The sequence below is a fragment of the Cupriavidus metallidurans CH34 genome (genome assembly GCF_000196015.1).
GTDB classification, from domain to species: Bacteria; Pseudomonadota; Gammaproteobacteria; order Burkholderiales; family Burkholderiaceae; genus Cupriavidus; species Cupriavidus metallidurans.
In genome coordinates this window covers 962,381-987,916 of sequence record NC_007974.2, presented here as the reverse complement: position 1 = coordinate 987,916, position 25,536 = coordinate 962,381, and the positions used below count along the sequence as shown (strand labels likewise).

25 protein-coding genes are annotated in these 25,536 nt (G+C 64.5%); 3 read left to right on the top strand and 22 right to left on the bottom strand.

Features of this window, described 5'->3' with window-relative positions; all coding sequences use genetic code 11:
* The 17 genes from RMET_RS22620 to RMET_RS32730 form a co-directional block, all read right to left on the bottom strand.
* On the bottom strand, nt 1-1,191 hold the full coding sequence (locus tag RMET_RS22620) for a beta-ketoacyl-ACP synthase (RefSeq protein ID WP_011518871.1): 1,191 nt from the start codon (nt 1,189-1,191) through the stop codon (nt 1-3).
* Entirely contained in the window at nt 1,188-1,769 is a 582-nt protein-coding gene (locus RMET_RS22615; RefSeq protein WP_029309554.1) for a DUF3261 domain-containing protein, read from the bottom strand. The genes RMET_RS22620 and RMET_RS22615 overlap by 4 nt, the downstream gene beginning before the upstream one ends.
* Entirely contained in the window at nt 1,757-2,986 is a 1,230-nt protein-coding gene (locus tag RMET_RS22610) for an NAD(P)/FAD-dependent oxidoreductase (protein WP_011518869.1), read from the bottom strand. The genes RMET_RS22615 and RMET_RS22610 overlap by 13 nt, the downstream gene beginning before the upstream one ends.
* Nucleotides 2,983-5,343: an MMPL family transporter gene (locus RMET_RS22605; RefSeq protein ID WP_011518868.1), complete on the bottom strand. Its 2,361-nt coding sequence runs from the start codon at nt 5,341-5,343 to the stop codon at nt 2,983-2,985. The genes RMET_RS22610 and RMET_RS22605 overlap by 4 nt, the downstream gene beginning before the upstream one ends.
* A 19-nt stretch (nt 5,344-5,362) precedes the next feature.
* Entirely contained in the window at nt 5,363-5,992 is a 630-nt protein-coding gene (locus tag RMET_RS22600; RefSeq protein ID WP_011518867.1) for a LolA family protein, read from the bottom strand.
* Entirely contained in the window at nt 5,989-6,405 is a 417-nt protein-coding gene (locus RMET_RS22595) for an acyl-CoA thioesterase (RefSeq protein WP_011518866.1), read from the bottom strand. The genes RMET_RS22600 and RMET_RS22595 overlap by 4 nt, the downstream gene beginning before the upstream one ends.
* Nucleotides 6,383-7,414 carry an LpxL/LpxP family acyltransferase gene (locus tag RMET_RS22590; protein WP_011518865.1) on the bottom strand — a complete coding sequence of 344 codons (1,032 nt, stop codon included), beginning with the start codon at nt 7,412-7,414 and terminating at the stop codon, nt 6,383-6,385. The genes RMET_RS22595 and RMET_RS22590 overlap by 23 nt, the downstream gene beginning before the upstream one ends.
* A complete protein-coding gene (locus tag RMET_RS22585; RefSeq protein ID WP_011518864.1) occupies nt 7,411-8,163 on the bottom strand; it encodes a glycosyltransferase family 2 protein in 753 nt (250 codons plus the stop codon). The genes RMET_RS22590 and RMET_RS22585 overlap by 4 nt, the downstream gene beginning before the upstream one ends.
* On the bottom strand, nt 8,160-9,833 hold the full coding sequence (locus RMET_RS22580; RefSeq protein ID WP_011518863.1) for an AMP-binding protein: 1,674 nt from the start codon (nt 9,831-9,833) through the stop codon (nt 8,160-8,162). The genes RMET_RS22585 and RMET_RS22580 overlap by 4 nt, the downstream gene beginning before the upstream one ends.
* Nucleotides 9,826-10,383, bottom strand: a complete 558-nt coding sequence (locus RMET_RS22575) for a COG4648 family protein (RefSeq protein ID WP_011518862.1) — start codon at nt 10,381-10,383, stop codon at nt 9,826-9,828. Before RMET_RS22575 ends, RMET_RS22580 begins: the two co-directional genes overlap by 8 nt.
* A gap of 7 nt (nt 10,384-10,390) precedes the next feature.
* Complete coding sequence (locus RMET_RS22570) at nt 10,391-10,648, bottom strand: acyl carrier protein (RefSeq protein ID WP_008652282.1); 258 nt, start codon at nt 10,646-10,648, stop codon at nt 10,391-10,393.
* A gap of 52 nt (nt 10,649-10,700) precedes the next feature.
* Nucleotides 10,701-10,970 (bottom strand): phosphopantetheine-binding protein, encoded by a 270-nt coding sequence (locus RMET_RS22565; RefSeq protein ID WP_011518861.1) that lies wholly within the window; start codon nt 10,968-10,970, stop codon nt 10,701-10,703.
* Nucleotides 10,957-11,736 (bottom strand): lysophospholipid acyltransferase family protein, encoded by a 780-nt coding sequence (locus tag RMET_RS22560; protein ID WP_011518860.1) that lies wholly within the window; start codon nt 11,734-11,736, stop codon nt 10,957-10,959. The genes RMET_RS22565 and RMET_RS22560 overlap by 14 nt, the downstream gene beginning before the upstream one ends.
* A complete protein-coding gene (locus tag RMET_RS22555) occupies nt 11,729-12,514 on the bottom strand; it encodes a beta-ketoacyl synthase chain length factor (protein WP_035822155.1) in 786 nt (261 codons plus the stop codon). Before RMET_RS22555 ends, RMET_RS22560 begins: the two co-directional genes overlap by 8 nt.
* Nucleotides 12,515-12,725: 211 nt before the next feature.
* Nucleotides 12,726-13,988 (bottom strand): fumarylacetoacetase, encoded by a 1,263-nt coding sequence (fahA, locus tag RMET_RS22550; protein ID WP_011518858.1) that lies wholly within the window; start codon nt 13,986-13,988, stop codon nt 12,726-12,728.
* 38 nt (nt 13,989-14,026) lie between these two features.
* Nucleotides 14,027-15,355, bottom strand: coding sequence for a homogentisate 1,2-dioxygenase (hmgA, locus tag RMET_RS22545; RefSeq protein ID WP_011518857.1), 1,329 nt, complete (start codon nt 15,353-15,355; stop codon nt 14,027-14,029).
* A 455-nt stretch (nt 15,356-15,810) separates the two neighbouring features.
* The gene (locus tag RMET_RS32730) at nt 15,811-16,182 is read right to left on the bottom strand and encodes a helix-turn-helix domain-containing protein (protein ID WP_011518855.1); all 372 of its coding nucleotides are present in this window, start codon (nt 16,180-16,182) and stop codon (nt 15,811-15,813) included.
* Nucleotides 16,183-16,464: 282 nt separating this feature from the next.
* Between RMET_RS32730 and RMET_RS22530 the strand changes: the two genes are divergently transcribed.
* A complete protein-coding gene (locus RMET_RS22530) occupies nt 16,465-17,085 on the top strand; it encodes a TetR/AcrR family transcriptional regulator (protein WP_035822158.1) in 621 nt (206 codons plus the stop codon).
* A 197-nt stretch (nt 17,086-17,282) separates the two neighbouring features.
* Nucleotides 17,283-18,314, top strand: a complete 1,032-nt coding sequence (locus RMET_RS22525; protein WP_011518853.1) for an alpha/beta fold hydrolase — start codon at nt 17,283-17,285, stop codon at nt 18,312-18,314.
* 107 nt (nt 18,315-18,421) lie between these two features.
* On the opposite strand, the gene RMET_RS22520 is transcribed toward RMET_RS22525, so the two are convergent.
* The 5 genes from RMET_RS22520 to oxlT (RMET_RS22500) all read right to left on the bottom strand — a co-directional run bounded on the left by RMET_RS22520 (nt 18,422) and on the right by oxlT (RMET_RS22500) (nt 24,272).
* Nucleotides 18,422-19,438, bottom strand: coding sequence for a zinc-binding alcohol dehydrogenase family protein (locus RMET_RS22520; protein ID WP_011518852.1), 1,017 nt, complete (start codon nt 19,436-19,438; stop codon nt 18,422-18,424).
* A 155-nt stretch (nt 19,439-19,593) separates the two neighbouring features.
* Nucleotides 19,594-20,919, bottom strand: a complete 1,326-nt coding sequence (gene oxlT, locus RMET_RS22515; RefSeq protein WP_011518851.1) for an oxalate/formate MFS antiporter — start codon at nt 20,917-20,919, stop codon at nt 19,594-19,596.
* Nucleotides 20,920-21,529: 610 nt separating this feature from the next.
* Entirely contained in the window at nt 21,530-21,748 is a 219-nt protein-coding gene (locus RMET_RS22510; protein ID WP_011518850.1) for a hypothetical protein, read from the bottom strand.
* Between the two features lie 218 nt (nt 21,749-21,966).
* Complete coding sequence (locus RMET_RS22505; protein WP_011518849.1) at nt 21,967-22,896, bottom strand: LysR family transcriptional regulator; 930 nt, start codon at nt 22,894-22,896, stop codon at nt 21,967-21,969.
* Between the two features lie 32 nt (nt 22,897-22,928).
* Nucleotides 22,929-24,272 carry an oxalate/formate MFS antiporter gene (gene oxlT / locus RMET_RS22500; protein WP_011518848.1) on the bottom strand — a complete coding sequence of 448 codons (1,344 nt, stop codon included), beginning with the start codon at nt 24,270-24,272 and terminating at the stop codon, nt 22,929-22,931.
* A 216-nt stretch (nt 24,273-24,488) separates the two neighbouring features.
* Here oxlT (RMET_RS22500) and RMET_RS22495 point away from each other — a divergent pair, with 216 nt between their 5' ends.
* The gene (locus RMET_RS22495; protein WP_011518847.1) at nt 24,489-25,439 is read left to right on the top strand and encodes a LysR family transcriptional regulator; all 951 of its coding nucleotides are present in this window, start codon (nt 24,489-24,491) and stop codon (nt 25,437-25,439) included.
* Nucleotides 25,440-25,536 lie beyond the last annotated feature (97 nt).

Sequence of the window (25,536 nt, the reverse complement as noted above, 5' to 3'; positions counted from 1 at the left end):
TTAGCCCTCCCCCATCACCAATACGCAATTGCTACCCCCAAACGCAAATGAATTGCTCACCGCATGGCGCACCGGCCGGCCCAGGGATTCGTCAGCGCCCACCACATGCAGCGGCGGCATCGCGGGGTCGGCGATGCCATCCCACCAGTGCGGCGGCAGGCGACCCCGGGGGTTGTCCGTCAGCGTCAGGTACAGCAGTGCGGCTTCCACCGCGCCGGCGGCCCCAAGCGTGTGCCCGGTCTGCGACTTGGTGGAACTGACCGGCACACCGGCGCCGAACAGGTCGGACACCGCACGCGCTTCCATCACGTCGTTCTGCTCGGTGGCGGTTCCGTGCAGGTTCAGATAGTCGATGTCCGCGGGCTTCAGTCCGGCGCGAGCCAGCGCCTGCTGCATGGCCGTCCGCGCGCCGACACCCGATGGGTCGGGTGCGGACATATGGTGGGCATCCGAAGTCTCGCCCCAGCCGGTCAGCCGCACGGGCCCGGCCTCGCGGGACATCAGGAACAACCCCGCGCCCTCTCCCAGATTGATGCCACGCCGGTTCGCCGACAGCGGGTTGCACCGCTCGGCGCTCACCGAATCGAGCGAAAGGAAACCGGAAATCGTAAACGTGCACAGCGTGTCGACACCACCGGCGATTGCCACGTCGACGATGCCGTGCTCGATCAGGCGGGCCGCGGCCGACATGGCCTTGGCGCTGGACGAGCACGCCGTGGAAATCGTGTAGGCAGGCCCGCCGACGCCGAGCCGCCAGGCCAGATACCGGGCCGGCGAGCCAAGCTCCTGCTGGGCGTAGTGGAACTGCTCGGGCCACGTGCCCTCTTTCGCGTGCGTGCGCACGGCAAGCTCGCCCTCGTAGATGCCGGACGTGCTGGTACCGAGCACGATCGCCACCCGCATCGGGCCCACCCGCGCGATGGCCGCATCCACCGCCGGACGCAAGCCGGCAAGCGTGCGCTCCAGCATGGCGTTGTTGCGGCTGGCCAGTTCCAGCGCGGTGCCCGCCGGAAGGTCGGTGGCCGCCATGGGCTCTGCAACGGTGCCCAGATGCAGCGGACTGCCCGGCGTATAGCGTTCGGTGACCTCGCCACCAAACGGACAGTCACTGCGCCACAGCGCGGCACGCACGGCGTCGCTGCCGCTACCGAGCGCGCATATCACGTTCATTGCGTTCAGATAGATCGTCATGGCGTCTTTCCTTCTTCCTGCAACGTGCGAATGGTCAGCCGATAGCCGTCACGCCGCTGCGTGAACAGCGTGGTGGTGGCATCCGGATAGCGCACTTCGGCCACGACCTCATCGCCGTACCGCAGCACACGCATGGCCGGCGTGGCATCGACGTGCCAGCCATCGGGCAGCGCCGCCTGAATCGCTTCGACAGGCCAGAGCGACAGTTGCAGGTCGCTCAGGATGCGCTCGGGCATCAGTTCCCGTGGGGCCCACGGGGCCCGCGTCACACGCAGGTCCCGGCCATCCCAATCGATACGCGCCAGCACCTGGCCACCTGCCACGGCGGCCAGCCGCGTATGGGCGGCATCGGCTTCCAGCATCGCGATCATGTCACGTGTCTGCTCGCCCTGCGGCGATGGGAACTGCACTGTGATCTGCTGCTGCAGGCTCAGCGTCCTGCCCAGCGAGGCCGGCGGCAGGCGCAACAGCGGCACCTCGGCCCGCGTCGGGGCGACGGTGGCGCAACCGGCCAGCACCGCTAGCGCGGCCAACGCAGCCAGCGTCGCCAGCGCGGCGGGCAGCCTCAATCGTCGCAAAATTGCTCCAGCACGCTCAGCCGACGGCGCGACTCCGTCACGAATGGATTGTTCAGATCCCAGGCATAGCCTGCCAGGATCGACGAGATCATGTCGCGAATGTCGGTGGGCGCGTTGGGATGGAAGATAAGCTTCTGGAAGCTGCCTTCGTACCATGCTTCGACAAAGGCACGGAAGCAGTCAACGCCTGCTTTCAGCGGCCTGGCGTACTCGGTTTCCCAGTCCACGGATTCGCCGGCCAACGCGCGCGCCACGCAGGCGGTGGCGAGGCTGGCCGACTTGAATGCGATCGTCACGCCCGACGAAAACACGGGGTCGAGAAATTCGCCGGCATTGCCAAGCAGTGCGTAGCCATTGCCCCAGAGCGACCGGACGTTGGCCGAATAGCCGACGATCTGGCGGGCCGGCGTGTCCCACTCGGCATCCTTCAGCAGCTTCGCGAGGCCCGGCTCCTCGGCCACGAGTTGCCTGAGGCGAGTCATTTCATCGCCTTCGTACCGGTCGAGGAACGACTTCTCGGCCACCACGCCCTGCGAGCAACGCCCGTTGGAGAACGGGATGGTCCAGTACCAGACATCGACGTGTTCCGGATGCACGCTGACGCGGATCTTGTTGCGATCGAAGCTGCCCCCCGGAATCCTGTCGGCCACGTGCGTGAAGATGGCGGCGCGCACCGGAAAATTCGACGGCGACTCCAGGTCGAGCAGGCGCGGCAAAACCCGGCCAAAGCCAGAGGCGTCCAGCAGGAAGCGTGATTCCACCTGATACACGTTGCCATCCGGATCGCGCACGGTGACAACCGGCGCGGCACCGCTGACGTCCACCGCTTCCACAACATGGCGAAAGCGCACCTCGGCGCCCTGCTTCTGCGCCTCGCGAATCAGCACATCGTCGAAATGGGCGCGCTGCACCTGGTAGGTGGTGCCCCATCCCGGCGAGAATTTCTCGCGAAAATCGAAATCGGTATAGCGGTCGCCCCGCGCGAAGGCCGCCCCGTTCTTGTACTGGAAGCCCGCCTCCACCACAGCCTGCAGCATACCGGCCTCCTCGATGTAGGCCATGCTCTGGGGCAGCAGGCTCTCGCCGATCGAGAAACGCGGGAACGTTTCCTTTTCGATCACCAGCACGCCGATGCCGCGCTTGCGCAGCAATCCGGCCGCCACGGAACCCGCCGGGCCCGCGCCGACGATCAGTACGTCCACTGTCTCTTTCTTCATTGAGATCCTTCCTGACTGATTTGATGCGATGACGTTCCGGGCAGCGGCCTGAACCACGGCGACATCACCCAGACCGCACCCACGCCCGACAGCATCGTCGCCCCGAACGCATGAAGCGCGGGAGTCGACGACAACGCAAGCAGCCCGAAGGCCAGCAACGTGCTGGCCGCCCCGAGCACGATGGCGGTCCAGGACACGCCATCGCCCGGGTGTTCGAGCAGGAAAATTCCATAGTCGACGCCCACACCCAGCAGCAGCGCCAGCGCGAGCACCGAGAACAATTGCAGTGGCACGCCGGTCCAGCCCAGCACGGCCACACTGAACGCCGCCGCCAGCAGCGTCGGCACGAGGGCGCGCCAGCCCGAGCGGCCATAACGCCACCAGAGCAGCAGTGCCACGCCCACGGCGCCTGCCAGCAGGAACCAGCTCATCAATACCCGGTAGTGATGGAGCAGGAACGAGATATCGGCCACGCGATCGACCCACTCCGCGCCGGGCACCTGCCGCACCGACGCCGCGATACCGTCAATCGCCGACACGTGGTCCAGGCCGCGCAACAGCATCACGCTGGCGAAACCATTGCCCTCGCGGCCAAGCCACAGGTGCCGCGGCGTTTCCGATACCGGATTCGCCAGCCACGCGGGCAGCGTCAGCACGGCGTCACCAGCACGCGCGGACGGAGCGGGCGGCGCGATCGAGCCGCCCACTGCGCTGGCCACGCGTGCGCGGATCGCCGCCTCCTGCCGATCGGCCAGCGCGGCATCGGCTTGCTGACGGCCGGCGGACGGCACCCAGTCCGAGATCGCAATGAAGCCGGCCAGATCGCCGCGCCGGATCGCATCGGCCAACCCGGCCTTGATCGCCTCCTCGCGCGCGAGCACCTCGTCCGGCGTTGCGCCACGCACGAGGATGAACTGCGCCGGGCTTGGCGTGCCCAGCAACTGCCCTGCCGTGCGTTGCGCCTCGATCAGCGCGGGCGGCGAACTCTGCAGTTGCCGGATGTCGTCGGCAACGCGCACCTGCCAGATGCCGGTCACGATGAACAGCATCAACACGCCAAGCGCCAGCCAGGTACGCCGGTCATTGCGTGCGTACGGCCAGCGCGCCAGGCTATCGGCAAGCCAGGTGGAAAGACGCGTCGGACGCAGGTTGCCCCGATCGAGCAAAGGGAACCAGAACAGCACGGTCAGGAAGGCCGTGATCAGGCCAACCGCGGAAAACAGCGCCATCTGGCGCAGCCCGGGGAACGGTGCGATGCCAAGCGCGAGATAGGCCACTACGCTCGTAGACAACGCCAGCGCCAGTCCGGGCGCCAGGAAGCGCATCACGGCAGGCGGTGTCGCGCGTGGCATGGCCTGGCGCGTCACGAAGTAGTGGATGCCGAAATCCTCGGCCACCCCGACCAGACTGGCGCCGAACACCAGCGTGATCAGGTGGACGCGGTCGAAGACGATCGCCGTGGCGGAGATTGCTGCCGCCGTCCCGATCAGCAGTGACAGCCCCACCAGCACGATGGGCCGCAGCGAACGGAAGGCCAGCCACACCAGCAGCAGCACCGCGGCCAGCGAACCCCATCCGATCACGTTCATTTCCCAATTGGCCTGCGCGGCCGCGGCTTCGGCGTGCAGCGGGATGCCGGCCGTCACCACGCGCACGCCGTCGTCGCCCTGACGCGCCGCCGCTTCCGCCGCGTGGAGCAGGTCGCCGTAGTCGGTGCTGCCATTGGCGGAAAACGCGGGCTTGGTGATCCGATAGGTCAACAGCACCCAATCCTTGCCTTCGCCGGTCACCGTTGCCAGACCATCGCGCTCATGTACGCGGGTCACCGCCGCGCGAGACAGCCACCAGTTCTGCCACAGCCCGAGCGGGTCGGACGCCCAATCGGTCAGGCGCGGTCCGGTGGAAAACTGGTAGAGCCGCGTCAGCGCCTGCTGCGCGAGCGTATCGGCATTGGTCGTGCGCAATGCCTCGCGCTGCGCGTCGGTCAGAAGCCCGTCGCGCCACGGCCGGTAGAACGCCAGCGCCGCATCGAAATCGAACGCGGCAATCTTGTCGACGGGCTTCAGCAACGCGCTGCCGCCGGACGTGGCCTGCGAGAAGCGCTGCGCCGCCGCGCGCGTGCGGGCCCAGTCCGAGCCCCCCACCAACACGACGATCTCGCGCGACACACCGTCGGTCAGCTGCCGCAGCACGCGATCGGCCGTGGCGGTGCGCTCGCTGGTCGGCAGCAGCGCCATCACGTCGGTGTCGAGCCGCGATGCACGCCAGAACTGCACCTGGTGCGCGATCAGCGCAATCACGAGCAGCAGCCAGCCAATCGCCAGCAGGCGCTCGCGGCGGGTCAGCCCGCCCTGCATCGCGGCCCCGTGGGCCAGTTCATTCAAAACGTTGTTCCTCCGAAGGACTGAGTTTTTCCGCTCCGGCGGGGTCGATCATCCTGACGACGGTGCTGTCGCCGCTGGCTTCCTCGAGCCTGACGTCGCGGACGTAGCGGTCTCCGGCCAGATCGATCCGCGTGAACGCGCGGCGCACACCCGCATCGGTCGGTGTCAGGGTCAGCGTCCAGCCCGACTTGCCGACGAGCTTGCCGGTCACGCTAAAGCGCGTGGACAGACTGCGCAGGTCGCCGCGCAGGATCGCGATCATCGACTCCCCGACCAGCCGCATGGCGGGCTGGGCATCGGCCTGCATTTCCTGCTGCACCTTGCCGTCCGCGCCCCGCATCACCAGCTTCTCTGGCGTGACCAGCAGGCTCGACGCGAACGGTTCGCGCGTGGCCCACACTACGCCCCGGCCTCGCGCCATCACGAAGTCGCCCCGCGAGATCAACGGGTTGCTGAAGCCGGCCAGGCGGCGCGTCTGCTCGAACTGACCATGGATGACCGGCGCATCGGACAACCGCGCCGACACGGCCGCGGAAAGATCCTCGGCGTGCGCCGGTACCACGCTCATCGCCGCCATCGTCACCAGCGCAAACGTCGCCTGCAGAGCCCGGCGGCGCATCATGGCTCGACTCCAAGCCGTTGCAGCAGCACGGGCGGACTGACGTACTGCATCTCCTGGGTGGCCATATCCACCGCCACCTGGATGGAGTATCCCTTGGTCAGCCGCGCGCCGGACAGCGCGTCGCGCATCTCGTAGTCGATTCGGAGCCGGTTTTCCCATTCCGCGAACGTGGCACGCACGATCACAGGCTGGCCATATCGCAACGGGCGAACGTACTTGACGCGCACGTCGACGATCGGCCAGGCATAGCCCGATACTGACATCTGCGGATAGTCGTAGTCGATCTGCTGCAGCAACGCGCAGCGTGCCAGCTCGAAGTAACGGAGATAGTTGCCGTGCCAGACCACGTTCATCGGATCGAGATCGTGGAACGCCGGCGTCAGCGTGATTTCATGACTCAGGATTCTTGGCATCGCGCTCCTGTGCGGGCTGCTGCATGTCACGGCGGCCGATGCTGATCGGATCGTCCGCCCAGAAATCATAGAAATTGAACCAGTCGTACGGTGAACGCGCCACGAGGTCCTCCAGCCAGCGGGAGTAGGTTGCGGCCAGCGCCTGCAGACGTGCCTCGCGTGTGGCGCGCGGTAGCGTCACGACGCGTTCCAGCTCGGTGAAGCGGATCAGGTGCCCGCGCCCCTCCCGCACGCAACCCATCGCGTACAGCGGGCATTTCAGCAGGCTCGCCAGCACATAGGGGCCTACCGGGAAGCGTGCGGGCTGACCGAGGAACGGCACCCGCACAGCCCGGCCACCGTGCGCGGGCGCGCGATCGCCGGCAATCGCCACGAATTCACCGGCCTCCACGCGCGCGGACAGTTCGAGCGCCGTGGCCGGAGAGATATCGTCGATCTGGTAGAGCTGCAGCATCGAGTCCGGGTCCAGCCGCGCCAGAATGCGATTGAAGCGCTCGGCATGGGCGCTGTGGACCAGCACGGTCAGCCGCAGCCCGTTCAACCGGTTGGCCATCGCCCGGCAAAGCTCCAGACAGCCGACGTGAGCCGTCATGATGATGCCGCCCCGCCCGCTCGCGATCTGCCGGAGCAGCACGTCGCCGCCTTCCTTGGAAACATGCTCGAAGCGATACCGTCCGCCAATGGCCAGCAGCTTGTCGAGCATCGTGTCGCCAAACGAAAACAGATGCCGTAGCGACTGGCGCCACGTGGGCTGCGTGCCGATGGCGCCTGTTGCCGCCTCGACTCGCGCGAGATACTCCATCGAAGACCGGCGCGCCAGCGGATACGCCAGCCAGAAGTAGACGACCACGGGGTACATCACCACGCGGAACAGCAGCCGGCCGAACGCGCGGTACAGGCCGTAGAGTAACCAGATGCCCCAGACGCAGGTGGCTTCGCCAATGGCGCTCCAGTGCGGCGTGCGGCGGCGCGGCGCGGCGCCCTGTGTTTCGGGGTGCAAGGTGCTCATGCGGGGCGCACCTTGCGCCACAACAGACGCGGCATTCGCCACAACATGCCGAAGAACAGGCGGGTCAGCATCCCCGTCATCAGCAGGTTGTCCTGGATAAGACGGAAATGCGAGACGCCATCGCTGGGATACGTGACCCGCGTCGGAACGTTGACGACCGGCACGCCGCGCCAGTACAGGCGCACGATCACCTCGGTGTCGAACTCCATGTGGTGGCCGAGCCGCACGTCCTGCATCAGCGCTGTCACCGCGTCGAGCGGATAGACGCGCAAGCCGCACATCGAGTCGCGGATCTCGAACGAGAGCGTGTTGATCCACACCAGGATGTGCGTGAGATACCGGAAATAGAAGCGGTGGCGCGGCACCGTCTGGTCATACACCGGGCAGCCCGCGATGACCGCCGTCGGGTTCTCGCGTGCCAGCGTGAAGAAACGCGCGATGTCGTCGGCATTGTGCTGCCCGTCGGCATCGATCTGCAGCGCGTGCGTATAGCCGAGCTTCGCGGCCTCCTGGAACCCGGCCATCATCGCCGCGCCCTTGCCCCGGTTTTGCGGCAGGCGGATCAGGATCACGCGCTCCCCATGGGCATCGGCAAGGTCGCGCAGCACCTGGCTGCACGCCGGGCCGCTGCCGTCATCGACCAGCAGGCAAGGCCACGGATGCCTCAGGATGGCCTCGACCATGGCTCCGATGGCATGTTCGTGGTCAAAGACCGGAACCAGCACGATGGGACGAAAAACGGCGGTCATGAAACTGCGGGGTGAAAAACGATCTTGCCGCTCGCGTGCGAGCCGGCATCGGAGGTTAGTCGAAAGGCCAGCGTGCATGACGCCGGCTGCCAGTCGAGCGCCATGCGCACCGCTGCGCCGGGACGCATCACAGCCTGGAATTTGAGCACATCCAGCCTGGCAAAACGTTGACGTGGCGGGACCGCCAGGCGTTGCGGCGCCAGCGCCATGACCCAGTCGACCTGAGCGACGCCCGGCACGACCGGTGCGCCCGGAAAGTGGCCATCGAAGATTGCGAGGTCTTCGGCGATGTCCAGCTCGGCCGTGGCCGACGTATCGTCGGCCTCCACCCAGCGCGCCACCGGAATACTGTGACGCAGCAGTTCGCGCAGCATCGCCTCGGTGGTCTTGCCCTGGGCGTTGCACGGCAACGCCTGCGGGAACGCCCAGCGCCGCGGCAACGCCAGCCGGTCAACGCCGTCGGCCAGCGCACGGCGCAGCGCGGCAATCAGCGCATGACGGCCCTTGCCGTCATGCATCGATTGGCCGGCTTCCTGCAGCACGATGGCCGCGCCCACGCGCGTGCCGATAGCGGTCTCGATCAGCAATACGCGGGCTTCGCGCACCAGCGGCGACGCCTGCAACCGCTGCTCGATCGCGCTCAGCGACACCCGTTTTTCCTCGATCTTGACGATGCGGTCCGCCCGACCGGCCAGCACGAATGCGCCATCTCCAGTCGGCAGCACCCGGTCGGCGCACACCTGCCAGTCATCGTCGGCGAGGTGGGCCGAGCGAACCGCGAGGAACCCTTCTTGCAGCCGCCACGCCACACCGGGCAGCGGCGTCCAGCGGTCGTCCCCTGCCGCGCGCTGACGCCACGCGACGCCACCGGTCTCGGAACTTCCAAATACTTCGATCGGCGAGACACCGGTATGGCGCAGCACATCCGACGCACCCTCTGGCGGCAACGGACCACCAGACGAAAACACCGCCCGCACCACGCCGCGCGTGGCGGCCCAGTCCAGCGCTTCCGGCATCCGCTTCAGATGCGCCGGGCTGCTGACCAGGACCACCGGTGTCCGGTCTTCGGCACAGGCCGCGACCAACTCCTCGTGGAACGCCATGCGTGCCACCGGCATCGACCGGCCCACCGCCAGCGGCCACAGGACCGTGAACAGCAGGCCGTAGATATGTTGATGCGAAACCGTAGTCAACAAACGGTTTTCTCGCGGCATCGTCGGACCAAACGCCTGTTCGAGCGCATGGACCTCGGCCTCCAACTGCGCCAGCCGCTTGGGCGCCGCCTCCGGCGCACCGGTGGAGCCGGACGTGAACAACGTGATCCAGGTTTCTCGCGCGTCCAGGCGGGGCCATTGCAGCGGAGACTCCGTGGCAGACGGTTGCAGGCCCTGCGGAAGATCGCCGGCCATGCCATCGACCTGCTCGCGCAGCGCGGCAAGCGTATCGCGCCTCGCATCGCCGGGCAGCACCACATGCTTGCCCGCGTGCCAGGCGCCGAACAGCGCAGCGGCAAACTCGGCCGGGCTGTCGACGAACAATGCCCAGCGCGCGCCGGGCGCCGCCAGGAACGCGTGTCGCCATGCCGTTGCCCGCGCGACCAAGGCGCGAGCACCGTCTCGGGCAACCAGCGCCGCCATCGTTGCACTGACGCCGTTCGGACGGTCATCCATGATGGCCCTCCGCATGACGGCGCTTCACGCGCTGGCGCACCAGCCACTCCACCGCGAACATCGCGCCGATCAATCCGTAGGCAATGCCGCCGTTGTAGATCGCCCAGGCACGGTCGCTACCGGCCAGGGCCGTGATCGCGGCAATCGTGCCATTGACGACGAAGAACACGCACCAAGCCTGTGTGACCCGGCGCGTATAGGCCACGCCGCTCGGCGGCAAGTCCGGTTCGCGCAGGCGCGCAAGGCGTTCGATCAGCGTGGGAGGATGGCGCAGGCTCCAGCCAAAGACGGCGAGCATGGCCACGTTGACGAGGACGGGGTAGAGCTTCAGCGGCAATTCATGATCGGAGGCCAGCACCGCAATTGCCAGCGCGGCCGCCAGCAGCGCCGTGACGCGCCAGCCGGTCTGGCGGCTGGTGGCGGCGCGCAGCAGCGCGAGCACGACCAGCGCCAGCGCCATCACGCGCGGCGAGTAGTGCTGCAAGCCGAAGTAGATCACGAGCGGGTAAGCCATCGTCAGCAGCCCCAGCCCCCATTTGCGCCATGCCATGTGCTTGTCAGGCGGTGGCCGGCGAGTCGATCAGCGATGCCAGGGTCCGCACCACGTCGCCCACCGTCTTCACCGATTTGAACTGCTCCGCCCGGATCGGCCGGCTCATCAGCGGTTTCATTTTCACCAGCAGGTCCACGGCGTCGATGCTGTCGATATCGAGATCGTCATACAGGCGCGCATCGAGCGTGATGCGGGCGGGGTCGATCTCGAACATCTGTTCGAGCACCCCGGCCACGCGTGTGAAGATTTCGTCGTGCGTCATGCTTGTGGCTCCGTGTTCCCCGATTCAAACCATCCAGACCATCATCCGCGCGTCACGCGGTGGCCTGGCCGCGCTGCGACGCAATATAGGCGGCCAGCGTCGCGACGCTGGCGAACCGGGCGCGGACTTCGTCCTTCTCGCCCTTCATAGTGATTCCATAGCGCTTCTGCAGCGCCAGGCCGAGTTCCAGCGCGTCGATGGAATCGAGCCCCAGCCCTTCCACGAAGAGCGGCGCGTCGGTCTCGATATCTTCCGCCTTGATATCTTCCAGAGACAGCGAGGTAATAATGAGTTCCTTGATTTCCTGCTCAAGCGACTTCACGGCGGATCTCCCGAGAAAAATAGTCAGATAGTGAATGATTCAACCGGCGTACGGCCTTTACGGGCTCCAGGCCTTGCGGCACCCACTGGGCGACGCTGACATCGGCATGAACGTCGATGACAAAGCGCGGCCGCCGCCGTGGGACGTGGTACCACTTCTCGCCTTTAGTCAGCGTAGGCGGTACGCAGCGGATCACCACCGGTGTCAGCGCAATATCGCCGCGTACGGCCACGTTGGCCGCGCCGCGCTGCAATTGCAGCGGCGCGCCGGGCCGCGTGCGGGTGCCTTCCGGAAAGATGATCAGGCTGCTGCCGGCGCGGAGTGATGCGATGCAGTCGTCGACCATCGCCACGCCACCGCTGTCGTTGCGTACCCAGCCGGTGGCCTGCACGGCCCCCCGCGTGAACGGATTCCGCGCCAGCGCCCCCTTCACGACGCAGTTCGCGTCGGGTGTCAGCGCCAGCAGGAAGACCGCATCGATCAGCGACGGATGATTGGCCACGATCAGCAGGCCGGGCCGGCGCAGCCGATCCGCATTGCGGATTTCGTAGTCCAGCACACCCAGAGTGCGCATCAGCCACAGGAATCCCCAAAGCGTGGAATGAATCACGCGGCGACAGGCCCGCTGCGCCCTGGCACGCGCCCAGAGCATCAGCGAGAGCAGCGGGAATACCAGAACGCCCAGCACCAGGCCCCCGATGCCGAAGATCGCGAAGCAGAATGCCGTGGCGACAACGCGCCACGCGCGGCCGAGGCGGTCAAACATGGCGCCCCCACTTCCAGATCGCATGATCCGTGCGATGCAACAGTTGCGACTTGCCGGCCCCTGCGTCATTGGACAGGACGAAATGCAATACCTCCAGGCCGTGTGGCAGCAGCGGCTTGCCCTGACCGTCCACGGGGCCGTCCCCCGACTTGTCGGTCACCTCGATCGCGGGATCGGCCAACTCGAGCGTCCACACTGGCGCGCCTGCACGCGGCAAGCCCACGCGCCACGCCCACCCATACAGGCACTGCGGTTCGTCGGCATACGTCAGGTACGGCTCGGGAAGCGGCGTGTCATAGCAGACCAGCAGAACCTCGTCGGCACCATCGGCCAGCAAGCTGCAGGCCTCGACGATGGCGGCCTCGACGGTGTCCTTCCCACCGGACAACGCCTGGATATTGGATGCCGCGCTCCGGTCGATGGAAAACATCGCCCCGATCGCGTTGTGCACGGACAGACCGAACGCCGTGGGCGACAGCGGTTCGCCGGCGGCAAGCTCGCTCAGCATCGAAAAAGCGCGGCGCGAATCCCCGTGACGCGACGCGAAGACGGCCGGCATTACGCCTGCGTCATTGGCGGCGATCTCGTAGGCGGGATGTAGCGCGGCACGTCCTGTGGCATTGACACGGCGACGCAACATCGGCGCCATCGCGGCAAGCGCGGGCAGATCAGCACCTTCCGGCAGCCATGGGGCTCGGCTCCATGCCAGCCAGTCGGCGTGTGTCTGCAACGCCGGCGCACATGCCGCCCATGCGCGGATCTCGAATTCAAGTGTCATGCCTTGCGCGTGGGAGGATTGTGACCCGGTCCGCCGCCAGATTCTGATAGGTTGGATATCTGGTCGGCGGCGCATTCTCTCATGCTCCTGCGCGCACTGGCTGTGCCAGAAAAGTAACGGAATTTCGGAAATGTAACAGGGCGGATGCAGCACTTTCTTGCCGCTCCGCCCTGTTGACTTGCCGTGGCCGCCGTAGCAGCCGTCGCGGTACTTAGCGCGCCGGCAGGATTTTACCTGTTACCTCGCCGAAGCCGACGCGATACCCTTCGCCCTGACACCAGCCCGTCATGGTCACGGTATCGCCATCCTCGAGGAAACCGCGCTTCGCGCCATCAGCCAAGGTGACGGGTTCCGCACCATTACGCGTGGTTTCCAGCAGGCTGCCGCACGAATCCGACGTAGTGCCGCTGATCGTGCCGGAGCCCATCAGGTCGCCAATGCGCACATTGCAGCCCGATACCGTGTGGTGGGCCAGTTGCTGCGCCATGGTCCAGTACATCGCCTTGAAGTTGGTGCGGCACACCGTGCTGGCCGCCGTGGCGCCGGCTGGTTGCAGCGCCACTTCCAGGTCGATGTCGTAGGCGTTTTGCCCTTGCTGCTGCAGATACGGCAACGGCTCCGGCGATTGCGCCGGGTTTTCGCGGCGGAACGGCTCCAGCGCGTCCATCGTCACCACCCACGGCGAAATTGAGGTGCCGAAGGACTTGCTGTTGAACGGACCGAGCGGCACGTACTCCCACTGCTGGATATCGCGGGCGCTCCAATCGTTGAGGATCACCAGACCGAACATATGGGCCGGGGCATCGCCTGTGCTCACCGGCTCGCCGAGGTTCGACGGCTTGCCGACGATAAAGGCCATCTCGAGCTCGTAATCAAGCTTGCGGCAGGGGCTGAAGATCGGGCGTGCCTCGTTCGGCAGCTTGATCTGGCCATTGGGACGATGCAGCGCGGTGCCGCTGACGACCACCGAACTCGCACGGCCGTTATAGCCGATCGGGATTTCGAGCCAGTTTGGCAGCAGCGCGTTTTCGGGATCGCGGAACATGCGGCCAACGTTGGTGGCGTGTTCGCGCGACGAATAGAAGTCCGTATAGCCGGGAATATCCACCGGCAAATGCAGCGTGGCGGCCGACATCGGCACGAGTGCCTTGTCGCGCAGCGCCACGTTGCCGGAGAGCCGCTGGTCATCGGCGGACAGCAGCGCGGTCAGGCGCGCGCGCACGTCGGTCCAGACCGGCTTGCCCAGCGCGATAAAGCGGTTGAGGCTCGACGCTGCAAACGCGCCCTTGGCCGCCGTCGGCATCAGGCCGGCATCGTCCAGCGCAGCCAGATCGACGATCTGGTTGCCGATCGCCACGCCCACGCGTGCCGCGCCGCCCGTGGTCGAAAAGATGCCATACGGCAGGTTCTGCAGCGGGAAATGGGTCTGGCCGTCGTTCGCGGAATTGACCCAGCTAGTCTTGGGGGCAGTCATTATCTTGTTACTCCTATTGGTGCGAGAGTCGCGTCAGATCAACGCACGTTCGGGTTGAAATGCTTCTTCAGGCCTTGCCAGCAGGTGTAGTAATCGTGCTGGAGCAGCGCCGACTCGGCAGCGTGCCGCGTCGGACGGATCACGCCCGGGGTTTCGAACATGAATGCCATCGTGTCCGTGATGTGGTGCGGCTTGCTGGTGTCAGAGGCGGACGCACGCTCGAAGGTCTCCGCATCGGGGCCGTGACCGCTCATGCAGTTGTGCAGGCTCGCCCCGCCCGGCACAAAGCCTTCGGCCTTGGCGTCATACTCGCCCGCGATCAAACCCATGAATTCGCTGGCGATATTGCGGTGGAACCAGGGCGGACGGAACGTGTCTTCCGCAGCCAGCCAGCGCGGGCCGAAGATCACGAAGTCGATCGTGTCCACGCCCGGCGTATCCGACGGCGATTGCAGCACCAGGAAAATCGACGGGTCCGGATGGTCGTAGCTGATCGAGCCGATCGTGTTGAAGAGGCGCAGATCGTACTTGTACGGCACATAGTTGCCGTGCCACGCCACCACATCGAGCGGCGAGTGGCCAATGTCGGCACGCCACAGATTGCCCTGGAAACGGGCGACCAGTTCGAAGTCGCCTTCGCGATCCTCGTAGCTGGCGACCGGCGTCAGGAAATCACGCGGGTTGGCCAGCCCGTTGGAGCCGATTACGCCGAGGTCGGGCAGCTTGAACATCGCGCCGTAGTTTTCGCAGATATAGCCACGCGCCGCGCCGTCGGGCAGTTCCACGCGGAAACGCACGCCGCGCGGGATCACCACGATCTCCTGCGGCTCCACCGCCAGGCGCCCCATCTCGGTGACGATCAGCAGACGGCCCTCCTGCGGCACGATCAGCATTTCGCCATCGGCGTTGTAGAAGAAGCGGTCCCGCATCGACGCGTTGGCCAGATACAGATGGATCCCGCACCCGGACAGCGCTTCCGGACCGCCGTTACCAGCCATCGTGACGATGCCATCGACAAAGTCGGTGGGAACGGTCGGCATGGCCGGCGCACTCCAGCGCATCTGATTGGGCGATGGCGCCACTTCGTCGAAGCGGCTCAGCCAACGATCCTGCTCGATCAACGTGAACGGCTTGTGCATGGCTGCCGGGCGAATGCGATACAGCCACGAACGGCGATTGTGGGCGCGCGGCGCGGTGAACGCGGTGCCCGATAGCTGTTCGGCATACAGGCCATACGGCGCGCGCTGCGGCGAGTTGCGTCCTACCGGCAACGCGCCGGGCAACGCCTCCGTGGCGAACTCATTGGCAAAACCGGACATGTACTCCGCCACGGCGGTGTCGGCCACATTGAGTTGGGTCTGGGTCATGAAGTCTTCCTCTCACTTTGCTCGTACCTGCGACGCGGCGAGCATCCTGGGCGGCAAGGAGACTGGCTGCTGGCGAACGCCAGGCCCGTCCTGTGACGATGTCTCCGCTTTATCTTCGATTTACGTATTATGAAATCGATTTACCAAATCGTAATCATCGTCTTGCGCAATGTCAAACCACAATTACGATAGGCGACAGCGCGCGAGCAAACGCGCAGTTGCACGGATGTGCTGCGAAAGCAGGACAGACAGAGAAGAAAGTCTTTCGGAAAGGGGCTGCCAATCACGCCGGAGAATCGGCGAGGCAGAATGCCGGCTGCATGGACGACAGCGGCGATGGCTGCGCCCAGGCCAGCCAGGAGGAAAAGGTCATCGCGCCCAAACGCAGGGGCGACTGGACCTCGGCACGGCGAACAAACGTTCGCCGTGCCGAGAAATCCGGAGCCCTACCGGGCTCAGACGGGCTTGTGACCTTCGGGCGTCGAGCCCGAACCGAACCCGCCAGGGGCCGGCGCGGCAGGCGCGGTGGTTGCCGGGCCCGCCATGGATGCGGCTGTTACGCCGCCATTACGGCTGGCAATGAATGCGTTCACGTCTGCCGCAAGATGCTGCGGAGCAAGTACGACCTCGAGGCCCAGTGCCTCACAGGCCGCGAGGAACGTGGACATACGCGGATCGGCTTGTCCCGATTCCGCCCGTAGATAAGCTTCCCGGGATATCCCGGCCTTACGGGCGACGTCCTCCTGCTTGAGCTTGCGCGCTCGACGCAACGCCCGCAGTTGCCGGAACGGTTCGCTAGCGCCTCTTGGCACGGCTGTACTGTTCATGTCGGTCTCCAGTCACCAGTGAAAAAAAAGTGCGCGGACGTGCATTCGAGTATAGAGCACGTAAAGCGTTCCGTAAGGTCTTCTGGAACACTTTTGCAGATTTCCTATGATGGCTCGCTCCGTTCTTCCAGACTCTCATCCAAAAGACGGATAGAGCACAACTTCCTCCTCCCGCCACACACATAACGGGACCGCCTGTTTTGCGTTGACGTCACATCAGTATCGTCAATGTGTGGCACAAGGCAAGTTGACAAACCGACCGGTCGTGCTATTCTCAAACCCATGCAAAAAGGCCAACTCACTCGCACCGCCATCATCGAACAGGCATTCCGATCCGCGACGCAGGTCGGGTTCGAACAGCTGTCGCTCGCGACCCTGGCGGCGGACACGAATATGTCCAAGAGCGGGTTGTACGCGCACTTCAAGTCAAAGGAGGCGCTGCAGGAAGCCGTGCTCGAACACGCGATGGAGCGATTTGGCGAGATCGTGATCAACCCCGCCATGCGGCAGCGCCGTGGCGCGCCTCGATTGCTGGCGCTGTTCGATGGCTACCTGGCATGGCTGGGGGGCACGGTCGTGGAGGGCCGATGTATTTTCATGGCCCTCTCCCAGGAGTACGCAAATCGCCCCGGAGTCATACGCGACAAGGTTGTGCAGGCATTCAAGGATTGGCACAGCACGATCGTGCGCGTGATTGGCGATGCGGTGGATGAAGGTGTATTGCGCGCCGATACCGACGCGCACCAGTTTGCGTTCGAAATGGAAGGTATCGGCATGTCCTTCCAGTCGTCATTCAAGCTGATGGGCCGTGCGAGCGCCGAAACGATGGCGCGGCGCGCCTTTGCAAGACTGGTCAATGACCTGAAAGAGAATCGCGCCGAACCGCTCGTTGCGACACGCTAAGGCGGAAACAGCAGCGTTCGAGCATCCGCACGATAAGTATCGGTGATGGAAGCGCGGTGTATCCAACGGCATTTTTGCCACTTTTTCTTGCCCAAAAAATAGCACGACTGGTCGGTCGTGACGTACAAAAATCTTCAGGAATCACAGGGTCTTGCTGCCGGCCTGACCGGTTGAAGCATCCGCAGGAGGAGTTTGTCGTGTCGCAAGTGCTGTCATCGTCAACCCAAACCCGCCCCGCCCGTGCATCCGCACCCGGCGAGACGGCCTCCAATCGCCGACGCGCCGGCGCCACACTTTCCCGTTTGGCCGGAGCGATAAGTCATGCCAGCCGACGTCTGAGCTGGCAGGCCGGCAGCCTGATTTTCCCCGTGGCGACATCCCGGGCGCTGGAGCGCCTGTGGTTCAGCCCACCCCGCGCGCGATCCACGCCCGACGGTCTGCGCTTGCTCGACAGCGCCCGCGCAGAATGGGCACTGGTCACCGGCCAGGGCGCCAGCCGGCGCGTGCGCGTCTATCGCTGGGGCAGCAAGGGACCCGTGGTTCTGCTTGCGCACGGCTGGGGCGGCGAAGCCGGCCAGTGGCACGCCGTGGTCAGCGGCTTGCTGGCGGCGGGTATGCGCGTGGTGGCATTTGACGCGCTATCGCATGGAGCCTCGGACGCAGGCGCGCGCGGGCAGGATCAAAGCTCGATTATCGAGATGGCCCGATCGCTGCTGGCCGTTGCCTGGCACGTCGGCCCGGTCCATGCGGTGGTAGCCCACTCAATGGGCGGCGCGGCCACGGCCCATGCAATCCGCGAAGGCTTGCCCGTGCGCGGCGTGGTCATGCTCGGCTCTCCCGCCGACATGCACAGCGCCTGCTCCACCCTCGCCTGGCAACTTGGCGTGGCGCCACACGTGCAGGCCCGCATGGAGCGTCGCAGCGAACAGTGGCTGGGCACGCAGTGGTCCACGTTCAACGTGCCCGACGTGGGACGCACGCGACCGGTACCACCCGCGCTGGTGATTCATGATCGCGAGGACAAGGAAGTCCGTTGGGAGGACGGTGCGGCAATCGCAGGCGCATGGCCAGCCGCGCGGCTGGTAACAACCCAGGGCCTCGGGCATCGCCGGATCCTGCGTGACGCTACCGTGATTGGCCACATTGCCGGCTTCGTGAACGATCTGCAGGCGATACCACCCGTGCATCGCATGACAAGCGCGCGGACGTCGCCGGCGACCACCATCTGATCTCGCCCCGACTGCAAGCAAAGCAAAAGGGGCGGGCCTCGCGAGAGGCCCGCCCCTTCATATTGGTGTCGCGCGCTGCCTGGCAGTTAATTGCAGATATACCGCTATCAGAAGCCGGAGAGCACAAGTTTGCCGATCGTTCGCCCGCCTTCGAGCAGCGCATGGGCGCGACGCAGATTGGCCGCATTGATGGTGCCGAGGTTGTCACCCACCGTAGTCCGCAGCTTGCCGGCATCGATCAACCGCGCCACCTCATTCAGCAGCCGGTGTTGCGCAATTATGTCCGGCGTCTGGAACATCGCCCGCGTGAACATTAATTCCCAGACAAAGCCGGCGCTCTTGTTCTTGAGCGCCGAAATGGCCAGGGGGCCGGTATTCTCCACGATCGTGCAGATCGTTCCCTGCGGGGCGATAGCCTCGGCCATGGCGTTGAAATGGCGATCGGTGTCGTTGAAGCAGAGGACGAAGTCCACATGCGCGAAACCCAGCGCGCGCAGTTGGGCCGGGATGTCGCCGTGATGATCAATCGTATGGTCGGCCCCAAGCCCGCGGCACCAGGCTTCAGATTCCGGCCGGGACGCCGTGGCAATCACCGTCAAGCCAGCCAGAACCTTGGCAAGCTGGATGCCGATCGACCCTACCCCACCCGCGCCACCAATAATCAACACCGATTTTCCGGCGTCCTCGCCTTTCGGCGAGATACGCAGGCGATCGAACATCGCTTCCCAGGCCGTGATGGCTGTCAGCGGCAAGGCTGCCGCTTGCGGGAAATCGAGCGAAGCCGGCTTATGGCCGACGATCCGTTCGTCTACCAGGTGGTACTCGCTATTCGCGCCCGGGCGCGTAATGCTGCCGGCGTAGAACACGGGATCGCCTACCTTGAACAGCGTGACATCCGCGCCGACAGCCACGACGGTGCCAGCGGCATCCCAGCCCAACACGCGCGGCGCATCCTCGACCTTGTCTTTCGGCGCCCGGACCTTGGTGTCCACGGGATTCACCGAGATTGCCTCCACCTTGACCAGCAGGTCATGGCCGCTGGCCTCGGGCTGGGCGATCTCGACATCGACGAGCGACTGCGGATCGCTGATGGGCAGGTAACGGGTCAGACCAATGGCTTTCATGGCGGCATCCTTTGAAGGGAGAGATAAGCGGATGCTAGTCGCAAACGATCCCGACGATTAGCCGGAAGATCCCGCAATCACTTTCCCGCATATCGGGAAAATAGAACGACAAAAAAGCCCGCACGAGGCGGGCCAAGGTTTTACAGCGCACTCACTCAGGTCAGGTCCTCCGGTACAGGACGGTATCCCATCGGCGCGCCCGCGCTATCCTGGACAAATCTCCTCGCATGGGCTTCACGCATCGGCTTGAGTACGAAGATTGCCATCAGGGCCGAAACCGCTGCCATGCCGGACGCCAGCATGAACACTGCATACCAGTCGCCCGTTGCCGCCGTAATGACACTGGAGAACGGCACCAGCAGTGCGGCGGTGCCTTTCGCAGTGTAGAGCAGCCCTGCATTGGTCGCGGCGAACTTCGGTCCGAAGGTATCGCCGCACGTCGCCGGGAACAGACTATAGATTTCGCCCCAGGCGAAGAACACGATGCCGGTCAGGATCACAAACGCCGTTGGGTTCTGCCCATACTTGGCCAGCAGCAGGATGCCGACGGCTTCGACCGCGAACGCCAGGAACATGGTGTTCTCGCGACCAATGTTGTCGGAAATCCAGCCGAAAAACGGGCGTGTCAGACCATTTAGCACACGGTCGATGGTCAGCGCGAAGGTCAACGCTGGCAGGGTCAGACCAAGGATGGAGACCGGCGAGTCGTGCAGACCGAAGTCCTTGGCGATGGGCCCAAGCTGCGCCGTTGCCATCAGTCCGCCCGCCGCCATCATCACGAACATGGCGTACATGACCCAGAAAATCGGCGAGGACAGCACCTGGCGCGGCGTGGCGTTGTAGGTGGCCGCAGCCTTCAGCGTACTCTTTACATCCGAGAGGATCTTGGCCGACGGCGGATAGAGCAACATGCCGAGCATCACCACAACGATCCCCTGCCCGAGCCCAAACCACAGGAACGTGGCCTCGTAGCCGCTGGACTTGATCATGTTGGCAATTGGCACCACGGTGGCGGCGGAACCCGCGCCGAAACCCGCGGCCGTCAGTCCCGCCGCCAGCCCTCGACGATTCGGGAACCACTTGAGCGCATTGCCGACGCAGGTCCCGTAGACCGCCCCGGCCCCGACGCCACCCACCGCTGCCGCGAAGTACAGCATCGGCAACGATGAGGCCACCGAGTTCAACGCCCAGGCCACCGCGCAAAGCAGGCCGCCACCAACAACCACCGGGCGTGGCCCGTACTTGTCGACCAGATACCCTTCGATGGGCACCAGCCAGGTCTCCGTGACCACGAAGATCGTGAATGCCACCTGGATCGCGGTGCGACCCCAGTGGTACTTCTCGTCAATCGGATTGACGAACAACGTCCAGCCGTACTGCATGTTGGCAATCATCGCCATGCAGATCACACCGAACACGAGCTGCGTCCATGGCGATGCAAACCATGACGTCGGCGCGCTTCCGTTCTGCTGAGGTTCCATGGTGTCTCCTTCTGGCAACCTTGGTCGCCGTTGTGGATGGGCATCTGCGGAGATGCCTCTGGTGTATCGCGTCGCTTCACCCTGCTGATCTCGAACAGCTGAGCCGTTCTAGTGCTATACGGTATGTGATATATCAACAGTGTCAAGGCGATTTGGATGCCTGCCTGACCTATCGTGCAGACATTCTTGACGACGGTTTTCGAGGGGCTGGATCAATGGTGCGCAGGGTGCATCAAACGCACTGCCCTACCCCGGCAAGCCTCATTCCGGATCAATGACTTAGGTACAAATCCGGCATCAATGCACGACCGGAAAAAGCCGGCGTGAAATGTTGCGGCGCACGTCGTGAATCGACCGCCCTAGGGAAAGTCCCAAGCGGCGAATCAGACAGGCAACGGATGAGTGGCGGGTGGTTCAGCACACCACCGCATGAACCCGAAAGGGAATCGGGAAGATCGGAGACCGGTTCGACAGGCTTGCGTGGAAGCGTCTGAACGAAACGAAGCGGAAACAAGGGAGGAACGGCCGTGGGGAAACTGCTCGGTACTGCTGGACATCAGGAGTTGCCGGCCGTCACAAGGCTCCTGCTGGTAAAACTCGCCTGGGAGTATCAGGCGTGCGCGAGTTGCGGCTGCACCGATGTGGAGGTGCTCGGCGTTGCGCGGCCCGCACCGTCAATTTCCTGCGTGGACCCGAGTCCGGCGAAACGACCATGGTCTTGCGCCGTGGCCAGCAAGCGCATCGGCAGGCGCGTTGCCAGCAGGTAGGTCACGGCGACACCCGTCGCGATCAAACCGAGGGCGATGGCGGAAAGCAGTACGGCGTTCATGAAAACTCCTAAGTGAGATAGATCAAGGAGTCCTCAGTATATGCTGCACTGCGGCGTCTGTAAATATGTTGTATGTGATATATCAATAGACCTGTCGCTCTAAAAGCAACAACGCACCCCGTAGGGTGCGTTGCGCATCTCAAATTGAACGTCCGTCGCATCAAAAGTTGATCGGAATACGCCTGCGGCAGTGCCGCACGTGAATTCGATTCAATGCCCTACCCCACTTTCTTCAGCAACCCCTGATTGCCGTAATCGCCACGCTCGTACTCCTGGGCACGCAGGTTGTCCCACACCGCCGCCGCATTTGGCTTGAGCGACCGGGCCTTGCGGCGCACGAGCATGACGTTCGAGGTCACCTGCGGACGCAACGGGCGCAGCACTGCCGAGGGCGCAATACCAGCGGCCTGCGCCCGCGATGGCACCACACCGATCCCCAACCCCATCGCCACCATGCCGAATACCGCAGCAAAATGGCCCAGTACCTGCAACGAGCCCGGGCGTACGCGATAGGCGGCCAGCGCGCGCTCCACCGCGGGCTGGATGCCGGAACTCTGATCGAGCGTCAGCACCGACGCATCGCCCAGTTCGCCCCACCCCAGTGACTCCCGCGCCGCCAGAGGATGCCCCGCCGGCAGCACGGCCTGGAAAGGATCCACGCACAGGGGTTCACAGTAAAGATCGTCGCAAGGCGCCGGATTGCTGGCGATGCCGAAATCGACCTCTCCGCTACGCACACGCTGCAGCACGCATTCATGCGAGCAGTCGCGCAGCGTGATGCCGATGCCGGGCCACGCCTTGCGGCAGCCAGCCACCCACATCGGCAGCGTCATCGATGACAACACCGGATCGGTGGCGATCTGCACCGTGCCTTCACACGGTTTGCCGGTGCCGTGGCTATCGCGCAGTGTCTGTTCGACTTCCTCGACCAGATGGCAGATCCGTTGCGACAGCATCTCGCCCGCATCGGTCAACTCCACCTGGCGCGTGGTGCGATCGAACAGCCGCTGGTCGATCTCCTCTTCCAGTTCGCGCACGCTCCGGCTGATGGCCGACTGTGTCAGCCCAAGCTCTGCCGCGGCTCGCGTGAAGCTCTTTTGGCGAGCCACCGCAGCGAAAGCCTTCAACTGGGGAAGCGATACATTCATGCTGCCGCTCCTTTCCGCATTCGCCGGACCGGTTATTCACCCTTGCCGGTCGAGAACCCGGCCATGTATGTCGCGTGATCGCTGACCGGCTGCGCCATCGCGTGGCCGGTGATGAAGCGGCGACGCATCGGCTGCAGCACGAACTTGGCGGAAAGCCCGGCCGCCACGGTCATTACGGCCGCCACCGTGAACACCAGGTTCCAGCCACCGTGGTGGGACAGCACGGACGCCAGCGGCACCAGCAGCGCGGCGGTGCCCTTCGCCGTGTAGAGCGTGCCGGCGTTGGCCGCGGCAAACTTGCTGCCAAACGTATCGGCGCAGAGCGCGGGGAAGATCGAAAAGATCTCGCCCCAGAACAGGAAGGTCAGCGCGGCGAAGAGCATGAACCAGTAGGGGTCATGGCCCAGTTCGAGGAGCCCGATCAGCGACAGTCCTTCACCAATGAAGATCACGAACATCGTGTTCTCGCGGCCGATGCGGTCGGAAATAAAGCCGCACAGCGGACGCGTGAGCCCGTTGCAAAGATTGTCAATCGACAGCGTCATCGTCAGCAGCGGCAGTGTCATGCCAAGCATCGTGACCGGCATCGAGGCAAACCCGAAGTCCTTGGCAATCGGCCCAAGCTGCGCGGTAGCCATGATGCCGCCCGCGGCCACCGCCACGAACGAGGCATAGATCACCCAGAAGACCGGCGTGCGCACCATCTGGCCCGGCGTGAACTCAACCGGGTTGGTCAGGATGGCCTTGTTCGCCACCACGCCCTTGGGCGGCTGCGGCTTCACCAGCAGCAGCGCCATCGCGAAGATCAGCACACCCTGCAGGATGCCGAATGTGAAGAAGGCGTGCTCATAGCCGGACTTCTGGATCATGTTGGCGATGGGAATCACCGTCAGCGCCGAGCCCGCGCCGAAGCCCGCAGCGGTCAGTCCTGCCGCCAGGCCGCGCTTGTCCGGGAACCACTTCAGCGCATTGCCGACGCACGTGCCATAGACACCGCCGGCGCCAATCCCCGCGATCACGGCAGCCGTGTACAGCATCGGCAGGGTCGTGGCGTACGAGTTCATCACCCACGCCAGTCCGGCACAGATCGCGCCGCCGGCCACCACGGGGCGGGGCCCGAACTTGTCGACGAGCCAGCCTTCCAGCGGCACGAGCCAGGTTTCGGTGACGATGAAAATGGAAAATGCGACCTGGATCGCCGATTCGCCCCAGTGGTGCCGGGCATTCATGGGGGTGACGAACAATGTCCAGCCATACTGGAGGTTGGCCACCAGCCCCATGCAGATCACGCCGATGAAGAGCTGGAACCAGCGGTTGCGAAGCAGCCCGCCGTTGAAGTTGCCCACGGCGGGGCCTGCCGCGTTGGTGTGCGCCATGTCGTGTCTCCTTGCATTAGTGTCTTTCGCGCTCTGGTGGCGCGACTGCTGGGCTGGCCTTGTGGACGCCCGACTTTTTCACTACTGAATGAGCGCGCCTGACATTGCGGCACGTTGCATCTGTGGATTGATGCTACTTCAAACTTAGATCAGCACAGCATAAAGTTTTTTATTATGATCATTGACGATCATTTATAGATTGCAGGATATCGTGCGATGAAGAACGCGACGCTTCGCCAGCTGAAAGTGTTCGAAACAGTGGCCCGCCATCTGAGCTTCTCACGCGCGGCGGAGGAGCTTCATCTCACGCAACCTGCTGTTTCCACACAGGTTCGACAGCTCGAACTCCATGTCGGCCTGCCCCTCTTCGAGCAGCTTGGAAAGCGCATCTACCTGACGCCGGCCGGCACCGAGATGCTGCATTACAGCCGATGCATCATCCAGCAGTTCCGCGAGGCCGAAGACGCGATGGCGCAGCTTAAGGGTATATCCGGGGGCCGCCTCAACGTCGCGGTTATCAGTGCCGGTGACTACTTCTTCCCCCGCCTGCTGGCCGAGTTCATGAACCGGCACGAATCGGTCACGCTCAATCTTGCCGTGCACAATCGCGAGGAACTGCTGCATCAGCTAGCCGGCAACCTGACCGATCTGGCGGTGATGGTTCGCCCGCCGGAAGGCATGGATACGATCGCCGAAGCATTCGCCCCCCACCCCTACGTGATTGTCGCCGCGCCGAACCATCCGCTGGTGGACCAGCGCAATATCCCGCTGGCTGACCTGGCCGAGGAAGCATTCGTCTCGCGCGAGAAAGGCTCGGACACCTGGAATTCGATGCAGGAAGGCTTCGCGGGCCGCTTGTCGAACCTGCGCATCGCGATGGAGATCAAGAGCACCGAGACCATCAAGCAGGCGGTAATCGCGAACATGGGCATCGCCTTCCTGTCAGCCCACACGGTGGGCCTGGAACTTCAGGCCGGCAAGCTGGCCGTGCTCGACATCCAGGGCTTCCCGGTGATGCTCAACTGGTACGTGGTGCACCGCAAAAACAAGCGCCTGCCACCCGTGGCCCTGGCATTCAAGCATTTCCTCATGGAAGAAGGCGCCACGCTGATCCAGCAGATCACTGGCGTGGAGGGGCTGATTCGCCCGCGCGCCATCCATAAATGATTGCTTATGATTTTGCGATGAAACTTTAATTATCGTAAATCGATCGTCCCATCTAAGCTGCAGGCATCAAACCGGCATCAAGCCGCCCCACCTGCCT

Coding starts and splice junctions, on each gene's coding strand:
- RMET_RS22620 (WP_011518871.1), bottom strand. CDS start 1,191: ATGACGATCTATCTGAACGCAATGAACGTGATATGCGCGCTCGGTAGC.
- RMET_RS22610 (WP_011518869.1), bottom strand. CDS start 2,986: ATGAAGAAAGAGACAGTGGACGTACTGATCGTCGGCGCGGGCCCGGCG.
- RMET_RS22605 (WP_011518868.1), bottom strand. CDS start 5,343: ATGCAGGGCGGGCTGACCCGCCGCGAGCGCCTGCTGGCGATTGGCTGG.
- RMET_RS22600 (WP_011518867.1), bottom strand. CDS start 5,992: ATGATGCGCCGCCGGGCTCTGCAGGCGACGTTTGCGCTGGTGACGATG.
- RMET_RS22595 (WP_011518866.1), bottom strand. CDS start 6,405: ATGCCAAGAATCCTGAGTCATGAAATCACGCTGACGCCGGCGTTCCAC.
- RMET_RS22590 (WP_011518865.1), bottom strand. CDS start 7,414: ATGAGCACCTTGCACCCCGAAACACAGGGCGCCGCGCCGCGCCGCCGC.
- RMET_RS22585 (WP_011518864.1), bottom strand. CDS start 8,163: ATGACCGCCGTTTTTCGTCCCATCGTGCTGGTTCCGGTCTTTGACCAC.
- RMET_RS22580 (WP_011518863.1), bottom strand. CDS start 9,833: ATGGATGACCGTCCGAACGGCGTCAGTGCAACGATGGCGGCGCTGGTT.
- RMET_RS22575 (WP_011518862.1), bottom strand. CDS start 10,383: ATGGCATGGCGCAAATGGGGGCTGGGGCTGCTGACGATGGCTTACCCG.
- RMET_RS22570 (WP_008652282.1), bottom strand. CDS start 10,648: ATGACGCACGACGAAATCTTCACACGCGTGGCCGGGGTGCTCGAACAG.
- RMET_RS22560 (WP_011518860.1), bottom strand. CDS start 11,736: ATGTTTGACCGCCTCGGCCGCGCGTGGCGCGTTGTCGCCACGGCATTC.
- RMET_RS22555 (WP_035822155.1), bottom strand. CDS start 12,514: ATGACACTTGAATTCGAGATCCGCGCATGGGCGGCATGTGCGCCGGCG.
- fahA (WP_011518858.1), bottom strand. CDS start 13,988: ATGACTGCCCCCAAGACTAGCTGGGTCAATTCCGCGAACGACGGCCAG.
- hmgA (WP_011518857.1), bottom strand. CDS start 15,355: ATGACCCAGACCCAACTCAATGTGGCCGACACCGCCGTGGCGGAGTAC.
- RMET_RS32730 (WP_011518855.1), bottom strand. CDS start 16,182: ATGAACAGTACAGCCGTGCCAAGAGGCGCTAGCGAACCGTTCCGGCAA.
- RMET_RS22530 (WP_035822158.1), top strand. CDS start 16,465: ATGCAAAAAGGCCAACTCACTCGCACCGCCATCATCGAACAGGCATTC.
- RMET_RS22520 (WP_011518852.1), bottom strand. CDS start 19,438: ATGAAAGCCATTGGTCTGACCCGTTACCTGCCCATCAGCGATCCGCAG.
- oxlT (WP_011518851.1), bottom strand. CDS start 20,919: ATGGAACCTCAGCAGAACGGAAGCGCGCCGACGTCATGGTTTGCATCG.
- RMET_RS22510 (WP_011518850.1), bottom strand. CDS start 21,748: ATGAACGCCGTACTGCTTTCCGCCATCGCCCTCGGTTTGATCGCGACG.
- RMET_RS22505 (WP_011518849.1), bottom strand. CDS start 22,896: ATGAATGTATCGCTTCCCCAGTTGAAGGCTTTCGCTGCGGTGGCTCGC.
- oxlT (WP_011518848.1), bottom strand. CDS start 24,272: ATGGCGCACACCAACGCGGCAGGCCCCGCCGTGGGCAACTTCAACGGC.
- RMET_RS22495 (WP_011518847.1), top strand. CDS start 24,489: ATGAAGAACGCGACGCTTCGCCAGCTGAAAGTGTTCGAAACAGTGGCC.